This is a genomic window from Rhodococcus sp. ACPA1, from assembly GCF_002300195.1.
In the GTDB taxonomy this organism is placed as follows: Bacteria; Actinomycetota; Actinomycetes; order Mycobacteriales; family Mycobacteriaceae; genus Rhodococcus_F; species Rhodococcus_F opacus.
The window spans coordinates 264,361-288,237 of record NZ_NSDX01000015.1 but is presented as its reverse complement, the minus strand read 5'-3'; the positions used below and the strand labels follow the sequence as shown (position 1 = coordinate 288,237).

Annotated in this window: 23 protein-coding genes; 7 read left to right on the top strand and 16 right to left on the bottom strand. The window is 66.4% G+C overall.

Going from position 1 to position 23,877, the window contains the following annotated elements; translation table 11 throughout:
- Positions 1-101 precede the first annotated feature (101 nt).
- The 5 genes from CJ177_RS45950 to CJ177_RS45930 all read right to left on the bottom strand — a co-directional run bounded on the left by CJ177_RS45950 (position 102) and on the right by CJ177_RS45930 (position 4,358).
- The gene (locus CJ177_RS45950) at positions 102-1,124 is read right to left on the bottom strand and encodes a nitroreductase family protein (RefSeq protein ID WP_179443477.1); all 1,023 of its coding nucleotides are present in this window, start codon (positions 1,122-1,124) and stop codon (positions 102-104) included.
- Between the two features lie 160 nt (positions 1,125-1,284).
- Entirely contained in the window at positions 1,285-1,440 is a 156-nt protein-coding gene (locus tag CJ177_RS49085; RefSeq protein ID WP_231913902.1) for a hypothetical protein, read from the bottom strand.
- A gap of 275 nt (positions 1,441-1,715) precedes the next feature.
- Positions 1,716-2,654 carry a universal stress protein gene (locus CJ177_RS45940; RefSeq protein WP_061697539.1) on the bottom strand — a complete coding sequence of 313 codons (939 nt, stop codon included), beginning with the start codon at positions 2,652-2,654 and terminating at the stop codon, positions 1,716-1,718.
- 2 nt (positions 2,655-2,656) lie between these two features.
- Complete coding sequence (locus CJ177_RS45935) at positions 2,657-3,457, bottom strand: ABC transporter permease subunit (protein ID WP_061697538.1); 801 nt, start codon at positions 3,455-3,457, stop codon at positions 2,657-2,659.
- Positions 3,447-4,358, bottom strand: coding sequence for an ABC transporter ATP-binding protein (locus CJ177_RS45930; protein ID WP_061697537.1), 912 nt, complete (start codon positions 4,356-4,358; stop codon positions 3,447-3,449). The genes CJ177_RS45935 and CJ177_RS45930 overlap by 11 nt, the downstream gene beginning before the upstream one ends.
- A gap of 157 nt (positions 4,359-4,515) precedes the next feature.
- On the opposite strand from CJ177_RS45930, the gene CJ177_RS45925 reads away from it, so the two are divergent.
- Entirely contained in the window at positions 4,516-5,529 is a 1,014-nt protein-coding gene (locus CJ177_RS45925) for a hypothetical protein (RefSeq protein ID WP_061697536.1), read from the top strand.
- A gap of 25 nt (positions 5,530-5,554) precedes the next feature.
- Here CJ177_RS45925 and CJ177_RS45920 read toward each other — a convergent pair whose 3' ends face one another.
- From CJ177_RS45920 to CJ177_RS45880, 9 genes are all read right to left on the bottom strand, one after another.
- A complete protein-coding gene (locus CJ177_RS45920) occupies positions 5,555-6,022 on the bottom strand; it encodes a hydrogenase maturation protease (RefSeq protein ID WP_061697535.1) in 468 nt (155 codons plus the stop codon).
- Positions 6,019-7,311, bottom strand: a complete 1,293-nt coding sequence (locus CJ177_RS45915; RefSeq protein WP_061697534.1) for a Ni/Fe hydrogenase subunit alpha — start codon at positions 7,309-7,311, stop codon at positions 6,019-6,021. The genes CJ177_RS45920 and CJ177_RS45915 overlap by 4 nt, the downstream gene beginning before the upstream one ends.
- Positions 7,295-8,080, bottom strand: coding sequence for an oxidoreductase (locus CJ177_RS45910; RefSeq protein ID WP_061697533.1), 786 nt, complete (start codon positions 8,078-8,080; stop codon positions 7,295-7,297). Before CJ177_RS45910 ends, CJ177_RS45915 begins: the two co-directional genes overlap by 17 nt.
- Positions 8,080-8,928, bottom strand: coding sequence for an FAD/NAD(P)-binding protein (locus CJ177_RS45905; protein ID WP_061697532.1), 849 nt, complete (start codon positions 8,926-8,928; stop codon positions 8,080-8,082). Before CJ177_RS45905 ends, CJ177_RS45910 begins: the two co-directional genes overlap by 1 nt.
- Positions 8,925-9,386, bottom strand: coding sequence for a cyclic nucleotide-binding domain-containing protein (locus CJ177_RS45900; protein ID WP_061697531.1), 462 nt, complete (start codon positions 9,384-9,386; stop codon positions 8,925-8,927). Before CJ177_RS45900 ends, CJ177_RS45905 begins: the two co-directional genes overlap by 4 nt.
- Entirely contained in the window at positions 9,383-10,540 is a 1,158-nt protein-coding gene (locus tag CJ177_RS45895; protein ID WP_061697530.1) for a 4Fe-4S dicluster domain-containing protein, read from the bottom strand. Before CJ177_RS45895 ends, CJ177_RS45900 begins: the two co-directional genes overlap by 4 nt.
- Before the next feature lie 126 nt (positions 10,541-10,666).
- On the bottom strand, positions 10,667-10,954 hold the full coding sequence (locus CJ177_RS45890; RefSeq protein ID WP_061697529.1) for a DUF1876 domain-containing protein: 288 nt from the start codon (positions 10,952-10,954) through the stop codon (positions 10,667-10,669).
- A gap of 70 nt (positions 10,955-11,024) precedes the next feature.
- Entirely contained in the window at positions 11,025-12,446 is a 1,422-nt protein-coding gene (locus tag CJ177_RS45885; RefSeq protein ID WP_061697528.1) for a wax ester/triacylglycerol synthase domain-containing protein, read from the bottom strand.
- Positions 12,447-12,657: 211 nt separating this feature from the next.
- Complete coding sequence (locus tag CJ177_RS45880) at positions 12,658-12,912, bottom strand: SHOCT domain-containing protein (protein ID WP_061697527.1); 255 nt, start codon at positions 12,910-12,912, stop codon at positions 12,658-12,660.
- Between the two features lie 212 nt (positions 12,913-13,124).
- Between CJ177_RS45880 and CJ177_RS45875 the strand changes: the two genes are divergently transcribed.
- On the top strand, positions 13,125-14,363 hold the full coding sequence (locus CJ177_RS45875) for a serine hydrolase domain-containing protein (RefSeq protein ID WP_061697526.1): 1,239 nt from the start codon (positions 13,125-13,127) through the stop codon (positions 14,361-14,363).
- Positions 14,364-14,385: 22 nt separating this feature from the next.
- On the opposite strand, the gene CJ177_RS45870 is transcribed toward CJ177_RS45875, so the two are convergent.
- The gene (locus CJ177_RS45870; protein WP_061697525.1) at positions 14,386-15,282 is read right to left on the bottom strand and encodes a universal stress protein; all 897 of its coding nucleotides are present in this window, start codon (positions 15,280-15,282) and stop codon (positions 14,386-14,388) included.
- 422 nt (positions 15,283-15,704) lie between these two features.
- Between CJ177_RS45870 and CJ177_RS45865 the strand changes: the two genes are divergently transcribed.
- Together CJ177_RS45865 and otsB are read left to right on the top strand one after the other, a co-directional pair.
- Positions 15,705-16,238: a flavodoxin domain-containing protein gene (locus CJ177_RS45865; RefSeq protein WP_061697524.1), complete on the top strand. Its 534-nt coding sequence runs from the start codon at positions 15,705-15,707 to the stop codon at positions 16,236-16,238.
- A gap of 72 nt (positions 16,239-16,310) precedes the next feature.
- Complete coding sequence (gene otsB, locus CJ177_RS45860) at positions 16,311-19,952, top strand: trehalose-phosphatase (protein ID WP_061697523.1); 3,642 nt, start codon at positions 16,311-16,313, stop codon at positions 19,950-19,952.
- A gap of 59 nt (positions 19,953-20,011) precedes the next feature.
- Here otsB and CJ177_RS45855 read toward each other — a convergent pair whose 3' ends face one another.
- Entirely contained in the window at positions 20,012-20,614 is a 603-nt protein-coding gene (locus tag CJ177_RS45855; protein ID WP_061697522.1) for a hypothetical protein, read from the bottom strand.
- 373 nt (positions 20,615-20,987) lie between these two features.
- On the opposite strand from CJ177_RS45855, the gene CJ177_RS45850 reads away from it, so the two are divergent.
- From CJ177_RS45850 to CJ177_RS45840, 3 genes are all read left to right on the top strand, one after another.
- Positions 20,988-21,260, top strand: coding sequence for a hypothetical protein (locus tag CJ177_RS45850; protein ID WP_061697521.1), 273 nt, complete (start codon positions 20,988-20,990; stop codon positions 21,258-21,260).
- A gap of 96 nt (positions 21,261-21,356) precedes the next feature.
- Positions 21,357-22,004 carry a response regulator transcription factor gene (locus CJ177_RS45845; protein ID WP_061697520.1) on the top strand — a complete coding sequence of 216 codons (648 nt, stop codon included), beginning with the start codon at positions 21,357-21,359 and terminating at the stop codon, positions 22,002-22,004.
- A 60-nt stretch (positions 22,005-22,064) separates the two neighbouring features.
- Positions 22,065-23,795 (top strand): GAF domain-containing sensor histidine kinase, encoded by a 1,731-nt coding sequence (locus CJ177_RS45840; protein ID WP_095871030.1) that lies wholly within the window; start codon positions 22,065-22,067, stop codon positions 23,793-23,795.
- Positions 23,796-23,877 lie beyond the last annotated feature (82 nt).

Below are 23,877 nucleotides of genomic sequence, written 5' to 3'. Positions count from 1 at the left end.
CTCATCGATTCGGCTCGCTGCCCGAGCCGCAATCGTGTCATCGATCTGCGTCGCATCGTTGGGTTGACGCTCGTCGTATCGCCAGGGGTGGCAGCCCTCCCCTACTCACCGGACAGGTTTCCCGGCGCCGGCCGTTCTCGAACCAGGACTTCCGATAACGGGCGTCTGGGTGTGGGCGACAGTTCCCCCACCCCGGTGCCCGCTCCCACCCTGATCAGAACCTGCGGCATCCCGTCCCCGGAAGACAGCTCCCGCAGCATTGTCCGTGTCGCGGCGCGTTCGGTCAGATGGGTGACGGGGCAGGTGGCGAGTCCGCGGTCCGTGCAGGCGAGCAGAACTGCGGAGAGTGCTTCGCCGCTCCGTAGCCAATCAAGTCTCGAATCCGTGGATGTGGAGAGCAGGAGGATCGCGGCGCGATCTTCCGACGGGCTGCCGTCGGGTGTGCTCGCGCGGCCGGGCGGAAACTCACGTGAGAGGTGCACCGAGTGCTGCTGCGGGTCGGACGGGCGCGCCTGTTCCGGCACACCGTCGGGGAACAGTCCGCGCCCCGACCACCACCGCAGTTCGGCTTGGTAGGTGGGGTCGTCGTGCCGTAAACCGGTCATCCGGCGTGATGCTTCCTCGAGTGCGGGACGGCTTCGCTCGCCGAGGTCTTCGAGTTCGACGTCTGTTCCCGCCGTGATTCGCACCAGCTGTTCGAGTGTGTCCCTCCACGCGGACGGTGCGTCCAGTGGCAGACGTTCGGTTCGCCTACGTTCGATCGCCGCCGCCATTCGGGCGACGAAATCTGTCGGTGTCGGTGCCGGTGCCGCGACAAATCCGATCGTCGACAGAAGTTGCCGGTCCGAAGAACGCGGCAGCCGCTCGATCACAGGACGCCAGCGACTCGCCGCGAATGCGTACTCGAGGTGATTCAAGGCCGCACCGCAGGAGATCACCATCTGACGACCGAAGGCATCGGTCGCGGGCAACAGCCGGTCGGGATCGCTGTACAACCGGAGGGAAGTGCCCATCACCCAACGCCACGGTTGGCTGTTGTGCAGCGACGGCGCGCGGCACGCCAGCGCCACAGCTGATTCGACGGTACGTCGGTCGGGTACCACGGGCAGCTCTCGCGTGTTCACAGTGTGTCCGTGTGTGGGGTGGGTGCTGCGCCGGTCATCGTGTGTCTCCTGCTTGTCCTGGCTTCGAGTGTTGTGCTCGCGGCTCGGTGGCTCTAGGGCCGTAGGTCATCGACACCGTCCGGCGGAGACGGCACGGTCCGACCAGCGCATCTGCGGCTGGTCACTGGATGAGCACGACCCACACGGTCGCGGCTGTCACAGCGACCGGTGGGGCCGGCCACGCCGCCAGCGTCACGGCGAACCGGAACGAACCGGCAACGGCGGCGAGGACCAGTTTGGTGAGCAGGTTCGTGCCGACGGCGACAACTGCCGCCACGGTCGCGGTGTCGACGGTGATCTCGGCACCTGCCGCGGACGCCGCGGCGAGCGACGACGAGGGCCGCGATCCCCACGAAAGCCGCCGTGACTACGGCGGTGCCGAGGTGCGCTGCGATGGCGCCGGCGAGGGCTATGAGCGGAAAGGTACGTGCGCCGGGCAACTCCCAAGACCCCGGGTCCGCACCGTCGGGTGGGGACCGGGCCGCGTGTTCCCGCTCGATTCCCAGCCCGAGCCCGATCAGCAGGGCGGCGGCGTAGCCGTAGGCGTGGAACTCAGCGATGTCCACGGTCGCCGAACTCCTTGGCGCGATCATCAACCGTACCGGTATTCCGGTGAACCTTGCTGATCATGACCGGACATCGGGCCCGGTGAAGCATGTCCTGGCTCGTCGACCCGAGGATCGCACGGCCGATCGCGCCGTGCCCATGGCTTCCGACGACGAGAAGTTGCGCGTCCTCACACCGGCGGAGCAATACCTCACCTGCCCCGCCGGACTCGACAATCTCTCGCACGACCACGTCGGGATATCGCTCGACCCAGCCGGCGAGACTTTCCGCCAGAACTGCCCCTTCCCGTTGGCAGGCCCCGACCCCGACCGCTTCGTTCTCGGTATCGTGTGGAAAATCCGACCTCCACGAATGCACCGCGATCAGCGGCGCGTCGAATCGCCCGGCGAATTGGAAGGCGTCGGCCACGGCGGCGACACTGCACCGGCTGCCGTCCACACCGACGACGACCGCGCGTCGGTCGGGAATCGCGTGCTGTTCGGCTCCCCGCCACACCACGACCGGGCACGGTGAGTGATGGGCGAGTCGCAGCGCCGTCGCATTCAGATACCCCTCCACCGGGCCTCGTGCCGTCGACCCGATCACCACCATCGACGCTGAGTCCGCCAACGACAACAGGATGTCGGCCGCCGTCGACCCGGTCGGTGAGGAACACTCCACGTCGAGGGCACGCCGGTCGGCCCTGATGCCGCGCAACGCACCGGCCAGGAACGTTTCCGCTGCGATGCGGTCCTCGTCTTCCGACGGCAGGGGACGCGGGTCTGCGTAGGAGACAGGGGGTGGAGGGAGCACGTGAACCAGGTGCAACGTTGTTCCCTGCTTCTCCGCGACCGCGGCGGCCCAGCGCGCCGCAGCTCTCGCTGCCGTCGAGCCGTCAACTCCGACGACAACCGGCTCGAGCGAAGGTGTCCTCGCGTCGGTCACGGTTATCTCACCACGTCGCGCCGAGCGAACCCGACGAGCGCGACTCCGAGCAACACTGCAATTGTGAGCAAGGAGACGGATGCTGCCGCGAACGAGAACCCATGGCGCAACGGGTCATGGCCGGCGTACTGATAGAACGGTGAATATCGTTGCCACGGTGCCAACCACGACACCACAGGCCCGAGGCCGTTGAGCACATATGCCAGTATCGCGGCCACGGCAGGAACCGAACGACTCAGTGCGGGGTGGCCTGTGACGGCGCCGATCGCGAATGCGAGTGCGCCGAAGACCAGCGCCAGAAGCGCCAGGTGCGTCATTGCCGCCGCGACGTTTTCCACCGGCAGATCCATGTCGGCGAGTATCCCCTCGCCGAGCAGTGCGAGTCCCAAGACCGCCGACAGCGTCATGGTGCCCATGGCGAGGGCACCGAATTTTTCCGTCAGGATTCGCCCGCGGCTCATGGGCGTGGCGAGCAACTGATCGAGCGTTCCCCGCTCCTCCTCTCCGGCGACCGCCGCCGCACCCGTTCCGACGGCATAGATCAGAAGCAGCAATGGACCCATGAACGACAGCAGTTCGATCTCGACGTATCCGACCGGGGTAGACATGTCGGCCCCGGACATCGCGAACAGGGCACGAAACGCCTCGGGCATCTCGTCGAGGAATTGATTCATCGACGGCTGGTCGCGAACACTGGGCCAGATCGCCACGTACATCGCCACCAACAGCGCGAGCCCGACGACCCATGCAGGGAACGCGCGGCGCTGATCGTACAACGTCTTGGTGAGCACGCTACGCAGCATTTCGGTCTCGAATCTCGTAGAACGCCATGAATGTCTCCTCGAGGTCGGCCTCGGCGCACTCGAAGTCGACGATGCGGAATTGCGAGATCCGACGAATCAGGGCGTCCAGCGCGGACTGCGGTGCACTGCACGTGAGCGACGTGCCCGCGACGGTGAGGTCGCGGAGGCCGGCCACTTCGCGGAAGTCCGATTCCACGATCGGTGTCGCAAATTCGGCGGTGACATGGTGCAGCGACTTCTGGCGTAGTTCGTGAAGACTCTCGACGGCGATGAGGCGACCCTCCCGCAGCACACCGACGCGGTCGGCTACTTGCTGAACTTCGCTGAGTACGTGAGACGACAGCAACACCGTTCCGCCGGATGCGGTGTGCTCGCGAACGAGCGCATGGAACTCGTGTTGCACGAGCGGATCGAGGCCGCCGGTAGGTTCGTCGAGAATGAGCAGTTGCGGGCCGGACATGAGCGCGAGGACCAACGCGAGCTTCTGGCGGTTTCCTTTCGACATCGTCCGGACAGTTCGGTCGAGGTCGAGATCGAGCCGATCGGCGAAAACTGTCGCCGCTTTGCCGCCCGGCTTGCCACGTAGGTGTCCGAAGTACGTGATGTGCTGGCGGCCGGTCATGCGGTCGTACAGTGCCAATTCACCGGGGACGTAGCCGATCAGACGATGAACCGCGGGCGCCGATGACCATGCGTCGAGGCCGAACAACTGGGCCGATCCCGCAGTCGGACGCAGCAAGCCCACGAGCAGACGCAGCGTGGTCGACTTTCCGGCGCCATTGGGGCCGAGATAACCGAAGACCTCACCCTCGACAATATTCAGGTCCACCGCGTCCAGGGCGAGCACGGAGCCGAACCGCTTGGTGAGGCCGAGCGTGCGAATGGCGATGTCGCTGGACATCTTCTCAGGCTTACAGCGGCGCAGTTGCCGTCAGTAGGGTCTTCCGGCCCGAATCGTCGACAGGTGTCCGGCAGTGACCATCGGCCCTAATTTCAGGCCACTGGAAGGCGAACACTGAGGTGGACGCACCGACTGTCCGACCCGGGTCCGGGCGGAAGTGCGAACCACCGAGGAGGCGATCGTGGACACCACCATTCCCGACGAGAACGTCGTCCGCATTGCCGTGGACCTCGCCTGCCGGGCACCGTCGGTACACAACAGTCAGCCGTGGCAGTGGACGTACGCCGACGGGCAGCTCGACCTCTACACCGAACGCGGCCGGCTCTTGGCTTCCACGGACCCGTCGGGCCGGCAATTGGTCGTCAGTTGTGGTGCGGCGCTGAATCATCTCCAGACGGCATTGACCGGGCTCAAATGGTCGGTGGACATCCGGCGCGTCCCGGAGGGTCCACACTCGGGGCATCTGGCGACGATTCGGTTCCGCCACGACGCCCGGCCTCAGTCGCACGACTTCGATCTGCTTGCCGCGATCCGGCACCGATATTCCGACCGCAGGCCCTTCGGCCCGGTCAGCGTGAAAACCCCGCTGCCCGCGGCATTGACCGATATGGCGCGGGGCATGGACGTCCACCTGACGGTGCTGGGACAGGACGCTCGTCCGACACTCGCGAAGGCGACGGAGCTGACCGCGGCCGCACGGAAGTACGACTCCGCCTACCAGGCCGAACTCCACTGGTGGGCTGGTCATTCCATTCCTCAGGGTGGAATACCGTCGGATTCCCTCGCAACCGCGGAGAACCGTGACCGCGTCGACATCGGACGCCGCTTCCCGGCAGGCCGCGACAATGACGCGAGAACGGCGATCGACCGGTCGACGGTTCTCGTGTTGAGCACCGACACCGACGGCCGCGGCGCGTGGCTCCGGGCCGGTGAGGCCCTGTCCGCGGTGCTGCTGGAGGCTACCGTCGGCGGTCTCGCGACGTGTCCCTTGACGCACACGACCGAACTCCGTCAGAGCCGGGAGATGATCCGCGAACTACTCCCCGACCGCGGCTTCCCGCAGGCCCTGATTCGGGTAGGCACGACTGAGAAGAAGTCTCCGCCACGGCAGACTCCGCGACGCCCCGTCGAGTCGGTGTTCTCGATCGGCCGCCGCCACTCCGCTCGTTGACGATTCCGGCGACACCTGCGCACGGTCAGGCCATTCGGTCGGAGTGCTCACCGATCACCGACAGCACCGCCGACACCGCCGTGTCGACAGCTCGGTCCACCGCGGGTGAAAGCCCGCGGCCATCGCCCAGATCAGCGACCTCCACAGCCAGGACGATCATTCTGTGGGGCAGCCGATCGAGTACGGCGCCGAGGCGAATGGTGTGGTCGAGCGCGATTCCGTGCGTGCTGAACGTCCCCGCCCGAACGTCGCCGAGTTCGTCCGGAGTGAGCCGATAGACGGTGCCGGGTCGCGGCGGGTCGCATACGACGGCGTCCACGATGACGGCCAGCTGCGCACCGGTCCACGCTTCGAGCAGAGTGGCCGGGTCCCCATCGGATACCGACACGCACACGTCCGGGGCGACGTGGTCCGCGACCTGCCGCGCAACTGCCGGGCCGATCCCGTCGTCGCGGCGGAGATCGTTTCCCAGCCCGATCACCACGACGGTCATCGGCGGTCGACCGTGAGGGTCAGAAAGTGGGTGGCGCAGGAGATGCACGGATCGTAGTTGCGGATGGTTCGTTCGCACAGCGTTGTCAGGTCGTCATCGGCCAGCATGAGATTTCCGTCCACCGCGCGCCGTAGATCGTGTTCGATGGCAGCCTGATTCTGCGAGGTCGGAGGAATGATGATGGCGGCGCGGATCAATCCGGCGGGATCGAACTCGTATCGGTGATACAGCAGTCCACGGGGTGCCTCGCTGACCCCGTGCCCGACCGTGCGTATCGGTGGTCCGGCGGTAAACGGCTCCGCAGGCCGCTCGTAGCGGTCGATGATCCGCAACGCTTCCTCGACGGCGTAGACGACCTCGACGGCGCGGACGACGATGCTGCGGTACGGGTTCCGGCACTGCGCGCCCAGCCCGGCGTCGGCGGCGGTCTGCGCCGACACTCCGGCAAGCTGCGACGAGTTGAGTGAGTATCGAGCCAGTGGCCCGGTGAGGTACCGGTGGCCGTCGAGTTCGGCGTGGAGCGCGGTCGAGTGCGGCACCTGACGCTCGACCACGTGCTTCGGGAATTCGTCAGCGGTGCAACGTAATCCGGTCGACGACCAGATCTCGCCGTCCTCGATTGCGTAGCGGGAGTCGTCGTGAAGTGCGAGGAGGTCGTGGTCGAGTTCGACGTCGGGGAAGTCGAAGGACGACACCCATCGGACGGTTGCCACGGCGTGATCGAGTGCCGTGCGCAGTTGGTCGGACAGGGGAATCAGATCGGCTGTGGTCGGCATCCGGTGGAACCCGCCGACTCGGACGTTGACCGGGTGAATCGGCCTGCCACCGATCACATCGAGGATCGCGTTTCCGGCCTTCTTCAACGACAGGCCCCGCTCGACGGCCTCCCGATCGCGCCGGGCGAGGGCAATCGAATCCGGGAGCCCCAGAAAGTCGGGTGCGTGCAGGAAGTAGATGTGCAGCACGTGACTGGCAATCCACTCGCCGCAGTACAGAAGTCGCCGCAGATCCCTCACCGCGTCGTCGAGTTCGAGTTCGCATGCTTGCTCGATGGCATTGCACGCGCTCACCTGGTAGGCGACCGGGCAGATACCGCAGATACGCGAGGTGATATCCGGGGGTTCGAGAAAGTGGCGGCCGCGGAGGAAGGATTCGAAGAAGCGGGGCGGCTCGTAGATGTTGAGTTCGACGCGTTCGGCTCTCCCCTCGCGCACGGTTACGTCGACTCGGCCCTCACCCTCGACCCTGGCGAGTGCGCGCACGGTCAGTTCCCTATTCCGGGGCGTCACGGTCGTGCCCTTCCGATCCGTAGGCCGCCACGTTGAACGTGGCGAAGATGCGGCCGATGGCGTCCTCGTTCATTCCGCACGTGCGCAGCCAACCGCTCATCGCGGCGAGATTCGGGTCGGTGGTGGGACCGAAGCAGCCGTAGCACCCGCGGGAGACCGACGGACACAGCGCGCCGCACCCGGAGTGGGTCACCGGACCGAGGCACGGTGTTCCGTCGGCGACCATCACACACGTCAGTCCGCGCCGCTTGCACTCGGTGCACACGCTGGTGTCGGGGATGTTCGGTCGCCGGCCCGCCAGGTACGCGGTGATGACCTCGAGGAGCTGCCGCCGGTCGATCGGGCACCCGCGTAGCTCGAAGTCGACGGGGACGTGCGCCGAGATCGCGGTCGAGGTGGCGAGGGTGTCGATGTACTCAGGCCTCGCGTAGACCACCGACAGGAAGTCGTCGATGTCGGCGAAGTTGCGTAACGCTTGGATGCCGCCGGCCGTCGCGCAGGCCCCGATCGTGACGAGAAACCGGGACTGCGCCCGCACTGCGCGGATGCGGTCCCGGTCGGCGGCCGTGGTGATCGACCCCTCAACCAGCGACAGATCGTACGGGCCCGCGGTGATCGTGTTCGACAACTCCAGGAAGTGGGAGATCTCCACGGCCTCGGACAGCGCGAGCAACTCGTCTTCGCAGTCGAGCAACGTCAGTTGACAGCCGTCGCAGGAGGCGAACTTCCACACGGCGAGTTTCGGTTTGGTGGTCGGTGGTGCGCTCATCACAGCTCCGGTACCCGCAGGAGTGGTTCGGCGGTGGCGTAGTCGACGACGGGACCGTCCCGGCACAGCAGCAGTTCGCCGAGCTGGCAGTGTCCGCAGGCCCCGACGCCGCATTGCATGTTCCGTTCCACGGACACTTGAATGTCGCGCGGACTCACCCGGTGGTCCGTCAACGCCCGGGCGCAGAACCGCATCATCGGCTCCGGCCCGCACAACAGTGCTGTGGTGTGTTCGGGGTCGACGTCCACCCGGTGCAGGGATTCGGTGACGAATCCGACGCCTCCCGTCCATCCCGCGATCGGCTGGTCGATCGTCAACTCCACGGTGAGGTCTGTGCGGGCCTGCCATGCCGCGAGTTCGGTGCGGTAGAGGATGTCGGCGGGGCTCCGCGCGCCGACGACGAGAGTCAGTCGGCGGAACTTCTCCCGCGCGGCCAGTGCGGCGAGGACCACGGGGCGCAGCGGCGCCAACCCCACTCCCCCGGCGACGATCACGAGGTCGCGGTCCGAGCCGGCCGGCAGGTTCCAGCCCTGCCCGAAGGGGCCCCGCACGCCGATGATCGTGCCGAGCGGGGCGTCGTGGAGTGCCCGGCTCACGGCCCCGACGTTGCGGATCGTGTGGACGAGGGTTCCATCGGTTCGGGAGGGGTCTCCGGATACCGAGATGGCAACCTCGCCGACCCCGTGGGCGTACAGCATCATGAACTGGCCGGGGGTGAACCGCGGGAGCGGCATCGGAGGTGGGGCGGCCGGGACGAGGGTCATGGTGACCGAGTCGCGTGTCTCCACCGAACGGGACACGACCCGGTATCCGGTCGGCAGCATGCGGTCGGCCGGCACGACAGTCACCGTTCCCCTCGGTTCGCGTAGAGATCGAGCAGGCGGGCGCGGGTGGACTGCAGTCGGGCGATCAGCACCCCGGACAACGCGCGGGTGACGGCGTATCCGAAGTCGGGTTGGGAGAGCGCCATCTGCTCGAGCGCGGCGACGTCCACTTCCGCGGCGTCGGTGGTCGTCGTGGCCTGTGCATCGAACTGCCACAGCTGCCGGGCACCGAGCCAGGACCAGCCGAGAACGTCACCGCCGTGCAGGGTTTCGAGTGCGACGGTGCCGCGGCCGGGTACCAGCGTGGTCAGGACGACACTTCCGGTACCGAGCAGCCAGCACCGGGTCGCCGGTTCGTTCTCGTGGAAGACGAATTCCCCCGCGGCGAATCGAACCGGGGTGCTGAGTTCTGCGAGCCGGAGCCGGTGCCGGTGGTCGAGGTGGCCGAGGGCGGGGGGCAGCGTCGCTTCGTCGGCGTTCACCGTTGCTCCCGGTCGTCCTCCGGCCGGTACGCCGGCATGACCTGGACCAGCCGCGCGGCCTCTTCGGTGATATCGATACCGACTGGGCACCAGTCGATGCACCGTCCGCATCCCACGCACCCGGAGCTGCCGAACTGGTCGAACCACGTTCCGAGTTTGTGGGACATCCACTGCCGGTACCGGCTCTCCCCCGACGTCCGGACGTTCCCGCCGTGCACGTGGCTGAAATCGGGTTCGAAACACGACGACCAGTGCTGCCAGCGCTCGGCGTGCTCCCCGGTCAGATCGGTGACGTCCTCACTGGTGGTGCAGAAACAAGTAGGGCACACCATGGTGCAGTTTCCGCAGGTGAGGCACCGGCTGGCGACGTCCTCCCAGACGTCGGCTCCGCGCGCGTCGCGGAGCAGGGCACGAAGATCCACCTCGGGCATTGCCCGTCCCATCCGGCCGGCTGCGGTGCTCACGGCGAACCGGGCCTCGTCGACCTCAGCGGTCGCAGCGGTGCGGTGGGCGACCTCGGCGAGGACGGCGGCACCGGATTCGGTGCCGGCCTCGACGACGAAGCGGTGACCGTTGTCGTCGATGCGCTCGGTCAGTGCCAGGTCGTATCCTGGGCCGGCCGCCGGTCCGGTCCCCATCGAGGCGCAGAAACACACACCTCCGGGTTCGGTGCAGTGGGCGGCCACGATGAACAGCTGCCGGAACCTGCGGGCGGTGGTGCTGTCGGAATCGGGGTCTGGGCACAGCACCCGGCGCAGGACCGCGATCGCCGCGAGATCACAGCCTCGAACCCCCACGAATGCGTAGGGCCGCTCGTCGGGTGCCGGTGCGATGAAGGCACCGTCCCGGTCGACGGACCACTGCTGCTGCCGTGGCGGATGGAGGAAGCGTTTCCACGACTGCGGGCCGGCCGAGTGGCCGAAGACCGCGGCGTCGTCCCGCCGACGCAGCCGATACGTCCCGGGTCCGGTTGTCACACCCCAGCCGGACGGTAGCTGCGCGCCGGATTCGAGTTCGGCGAGAACGATGGCCGAGTCCTCGACGGTGGGACCGACAACGCAATAGCCGCGGGCGCGGAGGGCCTCGATCAGTTGGTCGAGGCCGCGGCGATCCAGAACACTCGCATCGGTGTGCACGGTCGGTTGCCCATCCATGCGCTCACTCCTTTGCCGACCCGGCGGGTGTGGGCCCTTCGTCCATTGAGCCAGGCGCATCACCCCGGGACCAGGGCCGTTGGGCCTTTCCTTGGTTCGCGTCGAAGCCCACCCCGGCAGGAACGATCATTCGGTGAGGTGAACGCGGCTGTGCGTGGCCGCTTCGACATCGGCGGCGGTCAGCTCGATCAATTGGTGGGCCAGGTCGGCCAACGCACGTGCCGTGGCCAGTTCGTCCCCGATCTCGGGGATCTCGGTGTCCGCGGGATTCCGGCGGGCGAGCCCGACCCCGACGAGGGTGTGGGTGTCGCGGGTTCGGAGCCGGGCCTGTGCCCGGGTCCTGGATCCACCCTCGTCGGCGTCGTGTTCGTCGATGACGATCTCCACTGACCATTTCTTCTCGTTCATATCCATCGGCCTCCGTTCGGTGTGGACACGGTGTCGCGTCCTCGGTGTGGTTGTCGGGTACGTGCGTGTGCCGCGATCACGAGGCCACGACCACCCTCGTATCGGTTGTCTTCGTGCAGAGCCCGAGGACGGCGCGAAACCCGTCCGCTATCGAATCCGTCAGGGTTGCGAGGTCCGGGATTGCGTCCGTGTCGGCGTTGATCCCGACACAGCAGCGCGTGGTGTAGGACATCAAGGTGACGTTGAACGCCGATCCGAGTGTGGGGCTGAACGCGTAGTAGTGCAGAATCTCCGACCCGGCGATGAACAGTGGTACCGGAGATCCGACGACGTTCGAGGCGACGAAGTCGACGTGTTTGAGCATGTTTCCGAGTGTCGAGGCCGGAAGCAGGTTCAAGGCGCCGGCGATCGTCGGTGACAGCGGAATCGCGGGCTCGTGGCGCCAGGCATCCACCGTGGCGTGCACCCGGCGCATCAACTCGGCGGGGTCGTCGATGTCGGTGGGTAGTGCAAAACGTGCCAGGGTGATGCGGTTGCCTCCCACCGGGTCCGTCTCGGCACGCAGGCTGATCGGCAGCGTCATCCGCAGTTCGCTGATCTCGGCGCCGTGCAGTCGGTGGTACTTCGCCATTCCCAGCAGGACAGCAGCGAGAAACGCGTCGTTGATGGAACCGGCACCCGCCGCGGCCGCCTGAGCGAGCGCCTCCACCGGCACGTCGAGCACCGCGCAGTGACGCCGCGTGCTGCGTTTCGTCATCACCGGGGACAGTGTGGAGACCACGGGACGCGTGAGGCGCAGTGTGGAGCCGGCTAGTGCGGCTGCGTCGCGCCAGGTGGCCCTCGGAGTCCGGACCAGTCGAACACTGTTGCGGCCCAGCATGTTCGATGCCCGGCGGGCCACGTCGGTGGCCGTGTTCCGGTACCAGGAGAGGCGGCCCGGCGGAGTGGGCGATTCACCGTTCGACGTGGCCGTCCGATGGTCGGCCCGGTCCGGCCGTGGCCCGCCATCGCGGGTGAAATCCACGATCTCCCGGGCAATCTGCATTCCACTGACACCGTCGGTGAGAGAGTGATGCACCTTCATCACGAGGGCGGACCTGCCGTCGTGGAGTCCGTCGAGAACGGTGAACTCCCAGAGCGGACGGCGCTTGTCGAAGGCGGTCATCTCGGCGGTCCGGGCGAAGTCGAGAACCCCGTCCCATGTTCGTGGTTCGGGGAGGGTGTAACGGCGCAGGTGCCAGCTGAGATCGAAATCGTGATCGTCCGCCCACCTCGGCGGAGCAAAGCCCATCGGAGCCTCGATCGCCGTCCGCCGGAAGAGTGGAACCAGGTCGACCGCCCTGCGCATCATGTCGACGAATCGGCTCTGATCCGGACTGCGGTCGAGCAGCGCGACCGCCACGATGGTCGACCGGAGGATCGGGTCCTCCTCCATCCGCCACGACATGAAGTCCGTCTGGGTCATGTAGCGCTGATTCGTCGTGCTCACGTCGGTCAACTCGCTCGTCGATTGGGTCTGCGGTCGGTCTGCTGTCGGTGGTCTTCGGTGTGGCCGCCGGGGCCCGGTCCCGGGGGCTCCCGGCGGCCGCCGGTCACATCGGCATCATGGGCATGGGTGGCAGAACACCCATGCTGTGCAGCCACATCATGAACATGTGGAACATCTGCATCGCATCCATCACGGTCACCTCCTTCGCCGTGCGCTCGTGTCAGGGTGTCGTTCCGGCGCGCAGAATGGATAGGCGACTCCGGTATTCCTGCTCGTCGATCTCGCCGCGTGCGAACCGCTCGGCAAGGACCGCCTCGGCACTGCGAAGCGGCGGCGACCCACCGGGCGGTGCCGGGAACGGGTGACTCACATAACGGATCAGCAGGATGATCCCCACGATCAGCAGGCCCCAGAACAGCGCCATCCCGGTGAACATCAGTGCATACCCCCAACCGCCGAAATCGTCGTCGTACATCACGGGGCGGCCTCCTACGGTCTGTTCGGCGGTGTGTGTCCAGGTCGGTCCGCCGTACTACCAGTGTCCAACCGTGCGAGGGGTGGTTCACAGGGTCTTTCGGCCGTTTCCGGTGGTTTCGCCCCGGCGGAATCAGCGTGCCGTATCCGGCGTTGTATACAAGCGATGGTGGTGGCATCGGGCGACCGCCGAAGGATAGAAGACGTGCACCCATGACGAACCCTCGCGAACTCGCCGCAGAAAAACCGCCGGCCCGCAAGCGTACGGTGGCGCGTCCGAACCTGTCCGCGCCCCACATGATGCTCGTCGATCCTCGTTTCGGTGCGCTGGCCGGTCAGTTCTTCCGGCTGTTCGGGCAGCCGAGCGACGGGGGCGGCGCCCTCGCGCTGTACCTGCACGGTGAGCCCGTGGTCGACATCTGGTCGGGATGGGCCGCGCGCGACACCCGCTGGCAATCCGACACCGTGTCGGTGTCCTTCTCCACGGGCAAGGGAGTTGCGAGCACGGTGCTCCACCGGCTGGTGGACCGCGGACTGATCGACTACGACGCACCCGTTGCCACATATTGGCCCGAGTTCGCTATGGCCGGCAAGGAGTTGGTGACGGTGCGGGAGCTGTTGACGCACCGGGCCGGTCTGCACCGTGTGCGCGGACTGGTACCGGGGCCCTCGGCGCTGTTCGATCACGACAGCGTCGTCGGCGCACTCGCATCCGCGGCGCCGGATCGTCGCCGAGCCGTCATGCCGGGCTATCACGCAGTCACGTTCGGATCACTGGTCGCGGAACTCACCACTCGGGCGACCGGCTCGTCCTTCACCGACCTCGTCCGCACCGAGATCGCCGAACCCCTCGGAATCCGGGAGTTCTGGTTCCAGGTTCCCGCGGAGGAACGTCACCGCATCGCGAAGTCCTTCCCTCGCATCACTCCATTCGGGGTGCCCTGGGAGACCGCGTCCTTTGCCCTGTCGTGCCTGCCGGTGCTGCGGAACATCGCACACGCAGGCATGCCGGAGGGGTTCGACGAACTGGTCCGCAACCCCGCCATTCACGACTACGTGATGCCCGGCTGGAACGGCGTCTTCAGCGCCCGCGCCCTCGCCCGCATGTATGCGGCGATCGCGAACAAGGGCATGGTGGGCGGCAGCAGGTTCCTGACCGAGGAAACTCTCGCGCAGATCGGTGAGGTGCAGACGACGGCACGCGACTACGTGCTCGGAATCCGGATGAACTGGCGCCTGGGGTATCACGCCGCGTTCGTCGCCAGCCGCAACCAGTATCCACACGCATTCGGCCACTACGGACTCGGTGGTTCCGGTGCGTTCGCGGACCCGGAGACGGGGCTGTCGGTGGCGTTCGTGACGAACAGGATGGGCGGTGCACTGACCCCGCTCGCCGACCTGCGGCTCGCAAAACTGGGCGCGCAGGCGGAATCGATCGCTCGGCGACTGTGAGCGTGGTGCCGCAGCCGTGGGTCTAGCTCGCCCGGCGGCAGATCGTGATCGGGCAGGCGACGTGATGGAGGAGATTCTGACTGGTCGATCCCAGAAACGCTCCGGCCAGGCGGTTGTGGCCGTGGCTGCCGACGACGACGAGTTGCGCGTCGCGGGCGTATTCGAGGATCAGCTCGGCCGGGTTGGCCTGCTCGATGACGGTGGTCAGTTGCAGATCTGGGCACTTCTCGCGCCAGCCGGCGAGATTTTCCGCCATCAGGACGGATTGCTCTTCTTCGACGACGGCCCAGTTCACCATCGTCAGGGCAGCAGGGCGCTCCGAGATGTCGCCGGCGCCCCAGCCGTGCACCGCGAGGAGCGGTACGTCGAAGAACGTGGCGAACTCGACAGCCGTGGTGATGGCGAGTGAGCTCAGTTCACTTCCGTCGACTCCGACGACGACAGAACGGTGATCGGGCACCGGGGACGGCGCCTCCGATCGGAAGACGGTGACCGGACAGTGTGCACGGTTGACCACCTGCATGACCGTGGAGCCGGTGACGAGCGTTTCCAGCGCTCCCGCACCGGTGGATCCCACCACCACCATCTCTGCGTGCGCGCTCAATCCTGCGAGTGCCGGTCCCGCAGGGCCGGGATGGGTGCTGCACGACACGGTGATGTCGGGGAACGCGCTCTTCACGCGCCGTTCGGCCCGATCCAGGATCTCGTGGGCAGACTTTTCGACTTCCTGGGCGAACTCGTTCTGGAAGAGAAGTGCGGCTTCGCTGTAGTGGTATCCCGGACTCGGCAGGACGTGAGCCAGTCGCAGTGGCACAGACTTCCGCTGAGCGACCGCTGCCGCCCACACAGCGGCTCTCATCGCTCTTTCCGAACCGTCGACACCGACGACGATGGACTTTCGTTGCGCCAGAACGCTCATTTTCAACTCCTCCGGTCACCGTCACAGTCGCAGACGCGGCAACGGCGCCGGTAGAGGCATAGGTCATCTGGCTGCAACGCGGCAGCTCCGGAAAGTGACGGTCGACCCTACTCGGTGGACGACATCGTTGGTTGAATCCGAAGTGACACGACACCCCGGAGTTCGCCATGAATCATCCACACCACCATCGTCGACAGGAAGAACAGTCGACACCGAGGCAGACGCAGTCTCCGGCGCCGAGCACGGACGACGACCGCATCGACTGGCCCGACCCGAGCCCGCTGGCCGACTGGTGGGCGCGCGTGATGTTCGGTGCACACCCTTCGACGCGTGACACCGCCGGCCGCAACATGCCGTGCACAGAGCGCTGCGACCGAGCCCACCAACCATAGAAGGACCCACCAACCATAGAAGGAGTCGACATGCGCACACTTGTGGTCTACGAATCGATGTTCGGAAATACCCGGCACGTGGCAGAGGCGATCGCCCGAGGCCTCGAGTCCGCGGGAACCGTCACAGCGATCCCGGTCGGCAAAGCCGGTGACGAAGACTTGTCCGGCTACGATCTCGTGATGGTCGGCGGTCCGACGCACGTCCACGGGATGAGCCGCGAGTCGACCCGTCACGGGGCAGCGGTGACAGCCCGCAAACCGGACAGCACGGTGGCACTGGAACCTGACGCGGAAAGCGAAGGCCTCCGTGAGTGGCTCGACGGGCTCCCGCCGACCCACGGGAAGGCCGTGGCGTTCGACACTCGCGCCGACGGCCCAGCCCTCCTGACCGGCCGAGCATCGAAAGGTATCTGCCGAAAGCTGCGCCTGCACGGGTTCGACCTCGTCGCCGAGTCCGAGAGTTTCCTCGTCGACAAGGAATCGCGGCTCGAGGAAGGCGAGGAGACACGCGCCGAGCAGTGGGGTCGGACACTCGCCCAGCAGGTCACTTCCAGTCGCGCGTAACACATCCCGCGTCGCCCGGGCTCGTTATCGGCTCGTGACTGCGACCGCGTTCGCCACCCGGGAGATGAGCCCATGTCACAATCTGCGATCGATCTGCGTCGGCACGATGCGGTGATCTTCGACCTCGACGTTGTGATGACCGGGTCCGCGCGGACCGACACCACGATGGCACTCGTCCGTCAATTGCAGAGTCTCGGGGTGACGACAGCGATCTTCTCGACTGATCGGAACGTTCAACCGGTGCTCGACGCCGCAGGGATCGCCGACGTGTTTCCCGTTCGGGTCGACGGCGCGTCGCCGGTCACCGCCGCCGATCGGCTGGGGGCGCGTCCGGGCGGTGCGGTGGTCGTCACGGCCTCGGGAGAAGCGGCAGCGGCGGCCAGGCGGGGCGGCTTCGCTCTCGTCATCGGGGTCGGTCGCGACCGCCGCGCCGACGAACTGAGACGATGCGGAGCAGACATCGTCGTCGCCGACCCCTCCGAAATTCAGGTCCGTGCGGGCGATCTCCGACTGTCGGAGATTCCTGACGCGCTGACGTCTCGGCACGAACTCACCGCCCTCCTCCGGGTACGGCGGCCCGCTGTGTTTCTCGACTTCGACGGCACCCTCTCGGATATCGTGTCCGACCCGTCGGCGGCCGTTCTTGTCGACGGTGTGGCCACCGAGTTGGCCAGGTTGACACGCGAATGCCCGGTGGCCGTGATCAGCGGACGCGACCTCGCGGACGTGCAGGCCCGGGTCGGTATGGCGGAGATCTGGTATGCGGGCAGCCACGGCTTCGAGTTGGCGGGACCGCAGGGGCAGTACTACGAGAACCCTGACGCTCTCGCCGCGGTACCAGTACTGCATCACGCCACCCGCGCGCTCACCGACCGCCTCCGCGACGTGCCGGGCGTGTTGATCGAACCCAAGAAGTACACCGTCGCCGTGCACTATCGCAATGTTGCCGCCGACCGGATAGACGAGGTCGTCGCCACGGTCCGTGACGTCGCCGCGTCCGGGGAGGTCCGGCTCAGAGTCACCGGTGGGCGCAAAGTAGTCGAACTCCGTCCCGACGTCGATTGGGACAAGGGACGCGCACTGAACTGGGTCCTCGAGCACATCCACGACGCGAGATCCCTGCTTCCGATCTACGTCGGCGACGATCTCACCGACGAGGACGCATTCGACGCCGTGTCGGCGACTGGAGTGGGGATCGTCGTCCGCAGCAGTGAGATCGGGGATCGCCGGTCGGCGGCACGATTCGCCGTGAACGATCCGGCTCAGGTCCGCGAACTGTTGCAGCGGCTGGGGGATCTTCTCGGCCGCGACCCCGAGACCGCGTCCGCGGCCGATGCATGGATGCTGTTCTTCGACGGCTACGAACCCGCGACCGAGAAGTTGCGGGAGGCCATCTGCACTCTGGGGAACGGCTACTTCGCCACTCGCGGGTGCGCCCCCGAAGCAACCGCCGGCACCGTCCACTACCCGGGCACGTATCTCGCGGGTGTGTACAACCGCTTGGGCGACGAGCGTGCCGGGATGGCGATCGTGAACGAAAGCATGGTGAATGCACCGAATTGGCTGACGACGACCTTTCGTATCGAGGGCGGGCCGTGGTTCGACGTCGATGCCGTCGACCTCCTCGAGTACCGCCAGTACCTCAATCTGCGTCGCGCCGTGCTCACCCGCCGGTTTCGGTACCGCGACGACGCCGGGCGAGCGACGTCGGTCATCCAGCGAAGATTCGTCGCCATGCACCTACCCCACGTCTGCGCGCTGCAGACGACGATCATCGCGGAGAACTGGTCCGGATCGTTCGAATTGCGTTCGGCCCTGGATGGTTCGGTCCGCAACACCCTCGTCGATCGATACCGTGATCTCGCCGACGATCATCTCGCGCTACTCCATTCAGGCGCGCTGTCGGCAGACTCCGTCCTGCTGGCGATGCAGACCACTCAATCGCGCATACCAGTGGCCATGGCGGCACGAACCACGCTGTCGCCCCGCGACCGACACCGCGCGTCCAACTACCGTCTGCTCGACCGCGACGGCCGCATCGGCCACGACATCACGGTCGACCTCACCGCGGGTGAGTCCGTGACGTTCGAGAAGATGGTGACAGTATTCACGGGGCGCGATCACGCGCTGTCCGAGCCGGCCGCGGAAGCGGCACGCTGGGTGCCGTCGATCGGCGGGTTCGAGGAAGTGCTGGACGGTCACGTGCTGGCATGGGAGCACCTCTGGGACCGTATCGGCATCACCCTCGGCGATTACCAGGACGCCCTGCGCATCGCCCGGCTTCATCAGATGCAACTCCTGCAGACGGTGTCACCGAACACTGCCGACCTCGACGTCGGTGTGCCGGCCCGGGGACTGCACGGCGAGGCGTACCGGGGCCACGTCTTCTGGGACGAGTTGTTCGTCTTCCCGGTCCTGAACCTGCGGGTGCCGACCTTGACCCGGTCGTTGCTGCGCTACCGGTACCGTCGTCTGCCGGAGGCCCGCCGGGCCGCGCGAGCGGCCGGTCATCGCGGCGCGATGTTCCCGTGGCAGTCGGGCAGCGACGGCCGGGAGGAAAGCCAGCAAGTGCACCTCAACCCGCGGTCCGGTCGCTGGCTCCCGGACCCGAGTTGGCGCCAGCACCACATCGGCATCGCGATCGCTTACAACGTGTGGCACTACTACCAGGTCACCGGGGACTTGGAGTTTCTCAGTGATTTCGGCGCCGAGATGCTGGTGGAGATAGCCCGCTTCTTCGCCGGCCTTGCCTCCTACGAAGGGCCCCGGCGTCGCTACACGATCCGCGGCGTCATGGGACCGGACGAGTTTCATTCCGGCTACCCCGAGGCTCCAAACGAGGGAGTCGACAACAACGCGTATACCAACGTCATGGCCGTGTGGGTGATCCTCCGGGCGATAGAGGCGCTCGATGCAATACCGGTCCCCGACCGGTCCGATCTCGTCGACTCCCTGAGCTTGGATGCCCACGAAATGGCCCGGTGGGCGGACGTGAGCCGCCGTATGTTCGTGCCCTTCCACGATCGGGTCATCAGTCAGTTCGAGGGGTACGAAGCGTTGGCGGAACTCGACTGGGCCGGCTACCGGGAGCGGTACGTCGACATTCAACGGCTCGACCGCATCCTCGAGGCGGAGGGGGACGACGTCAACCGGTACCGCGCCTCGAAGCAGGCCGACGTGCTGATGCTGTTCTATCTGCTGTCCGCCGACGAACTGCGAGATCTGTTCGCGCGACTCGGATATCAGCTCGAACCGGAAGCGATACCGCGCACCATCGACTACTACATCGCCCGGACCTCGCACGGTTCGACGCTCAGCGCGGTGGTGCATTCCTGGGTGCTGGCCCGCGCCAATCGTGACAAAGCCATGGAATTCTTCGAAAAGGTGCTTGCGTCCGACATCACGGACATCCAGGGGGGCACGACCTCCGAGGGGATCCACTTGGCAGCCATGGCGGGAAGTATCGACTTGCTTCAGCGCTGTTTCACGGGACTCGAAACTCGCGGTGATCGCCTCGTTTTCGGCCCGGAATGGCCGGAAACGCTCGGTGCGCTCGAATTTCCGATCGTCTATCGCGGCCACCAGTTGTGGCTGACGATCAGTGGTCGACGTGTTCAGGTCAGCGCGGGCGCCGGAAATCAACGCGCGATCGAGATCTCGTGTCGTGACGAGGTAGTCCGACTGGAGCCGGGATGCACGGTCAGTCTGGGCTAGATGTCAGTCTGGGCTGGATACCGTCGGTGACGCCGTCCACGACCAGCGCATCAGTGCTGTCAGCCGACCGGCCATCCCGGTGTGCGGCCGAGGTCGTTCCATTCTTTGTCCCACTGGCGCATCCGGCTCCGTCCGTTCATCCACCGCACCCCCACATACAGCAGGAGGGAGCAGACCGCCGCGCCCGCCCAGACCGATAGTGCCGCACTCACGGCGATCATCGCGTTCTGCACTCCAGAACGGGGCTCGGCGACCACGGTGCCGTTCGTGTCCACCCACACAGTGACGGTGTCGCCCCTGTGCGTGCCTGGTGCGGTTTCCACGGCGGTCGAGCGCAGGGTGCCGTCCGGTGCAGTCCACTGAGCTGTCGCACGGTCCTGCGATTCCGGGGAGCGGCTGTGTGCGTCCGCGACCACCACTTGTCGCGGATCATCGATGAGAACGGCAGACTGTGCATGCCTGGTCTGGAGTTCGGCGTGCGACCGTTCGTTCAGGCCGGTGTACGTCACGGTTCCGAACGCCGCTGCGAACGGGACCACGATCAGGATGAATGTGATCAGGACGGCCGCGACGACGGAGTCGCAACGGTCCGTGGACCGCATGAGAGGATTTCGGCTCCAGGGCGCCAGACGCCACCAGCGCAGTGTCTGATCAGTGGTCATCACAGCCTCCTCGGACCGTCCTCCTGTTTCCGAGTCTTCCGCGCACGAGGTGGGCGGCCTAGGGCACAAGGTCATTGGCAGGGGTGACCGGTGCGGGATGTGGTCGTCGCCGGGAGGAGCTGCGGCTCACGGAGCGTCTGCCCGCTTGCATCGGAGGCCGGGTTACCCTGTCCTGCAGTATCATTCCGCGCTCCGCCGGAATCGAGCCGCGGCATCGCTGCACGCCGGACGTCGCACATGCTTCGCGTCCTCCCGGGAAGACCCGGCAAGAGTGACTTTCGGCCCTGGAATCGCGCGCGCCGTTATCGCACCGTTGTGGGAGAGGCCGACGCACAACATCGGAACCACCCGTCGGCAAAGGAACGAGGACCTCATGTTCGAACGCCACTCCACCGCGTCGCGGCCGCGCGACAACGAACCCGGCGAGTTCCTGTACCTCCACCCGATCGGGCTGGTGCTGGCGTTGTTGTCGGGAGCAGTGACCGCAGGCCTCGTCGTCCTGCTCGGCGCCTGGCTTGCAACCCCGCTGGTCGGAGTCGGCGCTGCCGCGACACTCGTCGCCACCGTCGGCCTGGCCGTGGCGATGTTGATGCCCCACCGACCACGCCGGCACGGGGCGCGCCCGGTCCGTCCAGCTGCTCGATGAGCACCGGGGCTCCTCGGGCGACGCTTCTGATGCCTGCTGCTCCCGGCGTAGTCTGATCTTCCGGAGCGATCACACAGTAAGACTGGAGGTTGCGGCATGATCAACGTCTTTCTCGTGGACGATCACGAGGTCGTCCGGCGCGGAATCGCGGATCTCCTCACCGCCGACCCTGATCTGACGGTCGTCGGTGAAGCCGCGTCCTACTCGCAGGCGATGGCACGAGTGCCGGCCCTGAAACCCGACGTCGCGGTCCTCGACGTACGTCTCCCCGACGGCAACGGCATCGAACTGTGCCGCGAACTGCACTCGCTGATGCCGGAGTTGCATTGCCTCATCCTGACCTCGTTCACGGACGACCAGGCGATGCTCGACGCGATTCTCGCCGGGGCCAGCGGATACGTCGTGAAGGACATCCGGGGCATGGAACTGACCCAGGCCGTCCACGACGTCGGGGCAGGAAAGTCGCTCCTCGACAGTCGCGCCGCCGCCGCCCTGATGGTGAAGATCCGCGCGGACGCCAGTGAGAAGGACGGAATCTTCGGGCACCTGACCAATCAGGAACGGACGCTCCTCGCCCTGCTCGGTGAAGGGTTGACGAACCGTCAGATCGCTGCGCGGATGTTCCTTGCCGAGAAAACCGTCAAGAATTACGTGTCCAGGCTGCTGACCAAACTGGGGGTGGAGCGCAGGACCCAGGCAGCGGTACTCGCCACGAAGATGCCGTCGAGACCGGCCGGCACCTGACGGGCGAAGCCCTCAGTCCAGTAGCGGTTCCGTCATACGGCGACGCCACTACGTGGGAGAATGCGTCTCGTGACCCGTCAACCGGATGAGCGCGACCGGGGTCCGTTACTCGGTAGCCTGTCCGAGCTGCGGCTCCGTGAGCTCCTGACCGAGGTGCAGGAACGCATCGCGCAGATCGTCGATGCCCGAGATCACGTCGACGGGCTGCTCGAGGCGATGCTCGCGGTCACGTCAGGACTCGACCTCGACGACACGCTTCGCACCATCGTCCATGCCGCGATCAATCTCGTGGATGCCCGGTACGGCGCGCTGGGGGTGCTCGCCCCGGGTGAGGGCTTGAGCGAGTTCGTCTTCGAGGGCATCGACGAGGAGACACGCGAACGTATCGGCGACCTGCCCCGGGGTCACGGAGTCCTCGGGTTCCTCATCACCAATCCGAAGCCGGTCCGGTTGGAGGACCTGTCACATCACTCTGCCTCGGTAGGATTCCCCGACCACCATCCGCCGATGAAAACCTTTCTGGGAGTGCCCATTCAGATCCGAGACGAGGTGTTCGGGAATCTGTATCTCACCGAGAAGGCGAACGGTGCACACTTCACCGAGGACGACGAGGTCCTTCTCCGCGCACTCGCGGCCGCCGCCGGGATCGCCATCGAGAACGCCCGCCTGTACGAGGAGTCCCGGGCGAGGCAAGCCTGGCTCGAGGCGACACGTGAGATAGCGACCGAACTACTCGCGGGCAGCGAGACGGCAGAGGTGCTGCAAGTGATCGCCGACGACGCGCTTGCCCTCACCGGCGCCGACAGTGCTTTCCTTGCTGTGCCGGACGATCCCGACATCCCGTCGGACGAGGTCACCGAACTCGTGGTCACGGCGTCGGCCGGAACGGTGTCGGATCGCATCATCGGCCGGACGATCCCGATCGAGAAATCCACTTCCGGTGAGGCATTCCGCGAGCGGACACCGCTTCGGGTCACCGCGCTGGCCTTCGATCCCGGGTTCGAGACCGGAACCCGGTTCGGCCCGGCGCTGGCGCTGCCCCTGCGTGCCGCGCAATCGGTGGCAGGGGTTCTGGTGACGCTCCGTCGCGTCGACGCGTCGCCGTTCACGGACGACCAATTGGCGTTGATGTCGGGGTTCGCAGATCAGGCGGCGGTCGCTCTGCAGCTCGCCAACAGTCAACGCCGAATGCGTGAGCTCGATGTCCTGTCCGATCGCGATCGGATCGCGCGGGACCTCCACGACCACGTCATCCAGCGACTCTTCGCGGTCGGCCTGTCAATGCAGAGCACCTTGCAGAGGGCGAAGGCTCCGATCGTCAAGGAGCGACTCGAACAATCGATCGACGACCTTCACGACATCGTGCGTGATATCCGTACCGCCATTTTCGACCTTCACGGCGGTTCGGGTGGTATGACCCAGTTCCGACGGCGACTGCACGAAATCGTCGCCGAGACCACCGCGGATTCCGGGTTACGCACGACGGTGCACATGTCTGGCCCACTGTCCGTCATCGACGCCGCGCTCGCAGAACACGCCGAGGCAGTCCTGCGTGAGGCGCTGAGCAACGCCGTCCGACACGCGCGAGCCGACACGGTCACGGTCAGCATCTCCGTCTACGACGATCTCACCATCGAGGTCGCGGACAACGGCACCGGTATTCCGAAGAACGTCTCCCGCAGTGGATTGGACAATCTGGCTGTCCGGGCTCGGGAAGTCAACGGGCACTTCACCATCGACACCACCCCCGGTGGCGGAACCACGCTCCGGTGGTCGGCGCCGCTGCCCTGAACCGGGATCGGCTCCCCCCGCTCACAGAAGGTGGGGACCTTCTCCCCTACGCCGGTGACGGACGCACCGTAACGATGAGAGG

Excerpts from the sequence above, each read along its gene's own strand:
- CJ177_RS45935 (WP_061697538.1), bottom strand. The coding sequence starts at position 3,457 with ATGCTGCGTAGCGTGCTCACCAAGACGTTGTACGATCAGCGCCGCGCG.
- CJ177_RS45930 (WP_061697537.1), bottom strand. The coding sequence starts at position 4,358 with ATGTCCAGCGACATCGCCATTCGCACGCTCGGCCTCACCAAGCGGTTC.
- CJ177_RS45920 (WP_061697535.1), bottom strand. The coding sequence starts at position 6,022 with ATGACCGTCGTGGTGATCGGGCTGGGAAACGATCTCCGCCGCGACGAC.
- CJ177_RS45910 (WP_061697533.1), bottom strand. The coding sequence starts at position 8,080 with ATGAGCGCACCACCGACCACCAAACCGAAACTCGCCGTGTGGAAGTTC.
- CJ177_RS45895 (WP_061697530.1), bottom strand. The coding sequence starts at position 10,540 with ATGGATGGGCAACCGACCGTGCACACCGATGCGAGTGTTCTGGATCGC.
- CJ177_RS45890 (WP_061697529.1), bottom strand. The coding sequence starts at position 10,954 with ATGGATATGAACGAGAAGAAATGGTCAGTGGAGATCGTCATCGACGAA.
- CJ177_RS45880 (WP_061697527.1), bottom strand. The coding sequence starts at position 12,912 with ATGTACGACGACGATTTCGGCGGTTGGGGGTATGCACTGATGTTCACC.
- CJ177_RS45875 (WP_061697526.1), top strand. The coding sequence starts at position 13,125 with ATGACGAACCCTCGCGAACTCGCCGCAGAAAAACCGCCGGCCCGCAAG.
- CJ177_RS45870 (WP_061697525.1), bottom strand. The coding sequence starts at position 15,282 with ATGAGCGTTCTGGCGCAACGAAAGTCCATCGTCGTCGGTGTCGACGGT.
- CJ177_RS45865 (WP_061697524.1), top strand. The coding sequence starts at position 15,705 with ATGCGCACACTTGTGGTCTACGAATCGATGTTCGGAAATACCCGGCAC.
- otsB (WP_061697523.1), top strand. The coding sequence starts at position 16,311 with ATGTCACAATCTGCGATCGATCTGCGTCGGCACGATGCGGTGATCTTC.
- CJ177_RS45855 (WP_061697522.1), bottom strand. The coding sequence starts at position 20,614 with ATGACCACTGATCAGACACTGCGCTGGTGGCGTCTGGCGCCCTGGAGC.
- CJ177_RS45850 (WP_061697521.1), top strand. The coding sequence starts at position 20,988 with ATGTTCGAACGCCACTCCACCGCGTCGCGGCCGCGCGACAACGAACCC.
- CJ177_RS45845 (WP_061697520.1), top strand. The coding sequence starts at position 21,357 with ATGATCAACGTCTTTCTCGTGGACGATCACGAGGTCGTCCGGCGCGGA.
- CJ177_RS45840 (WP_095871030.1), top strand. The coding sequence starts at position 22,065 with ATGCGTCTCGTGACCCGTCAACCGGATGAGCGCGACCGGGGTCCGTTA.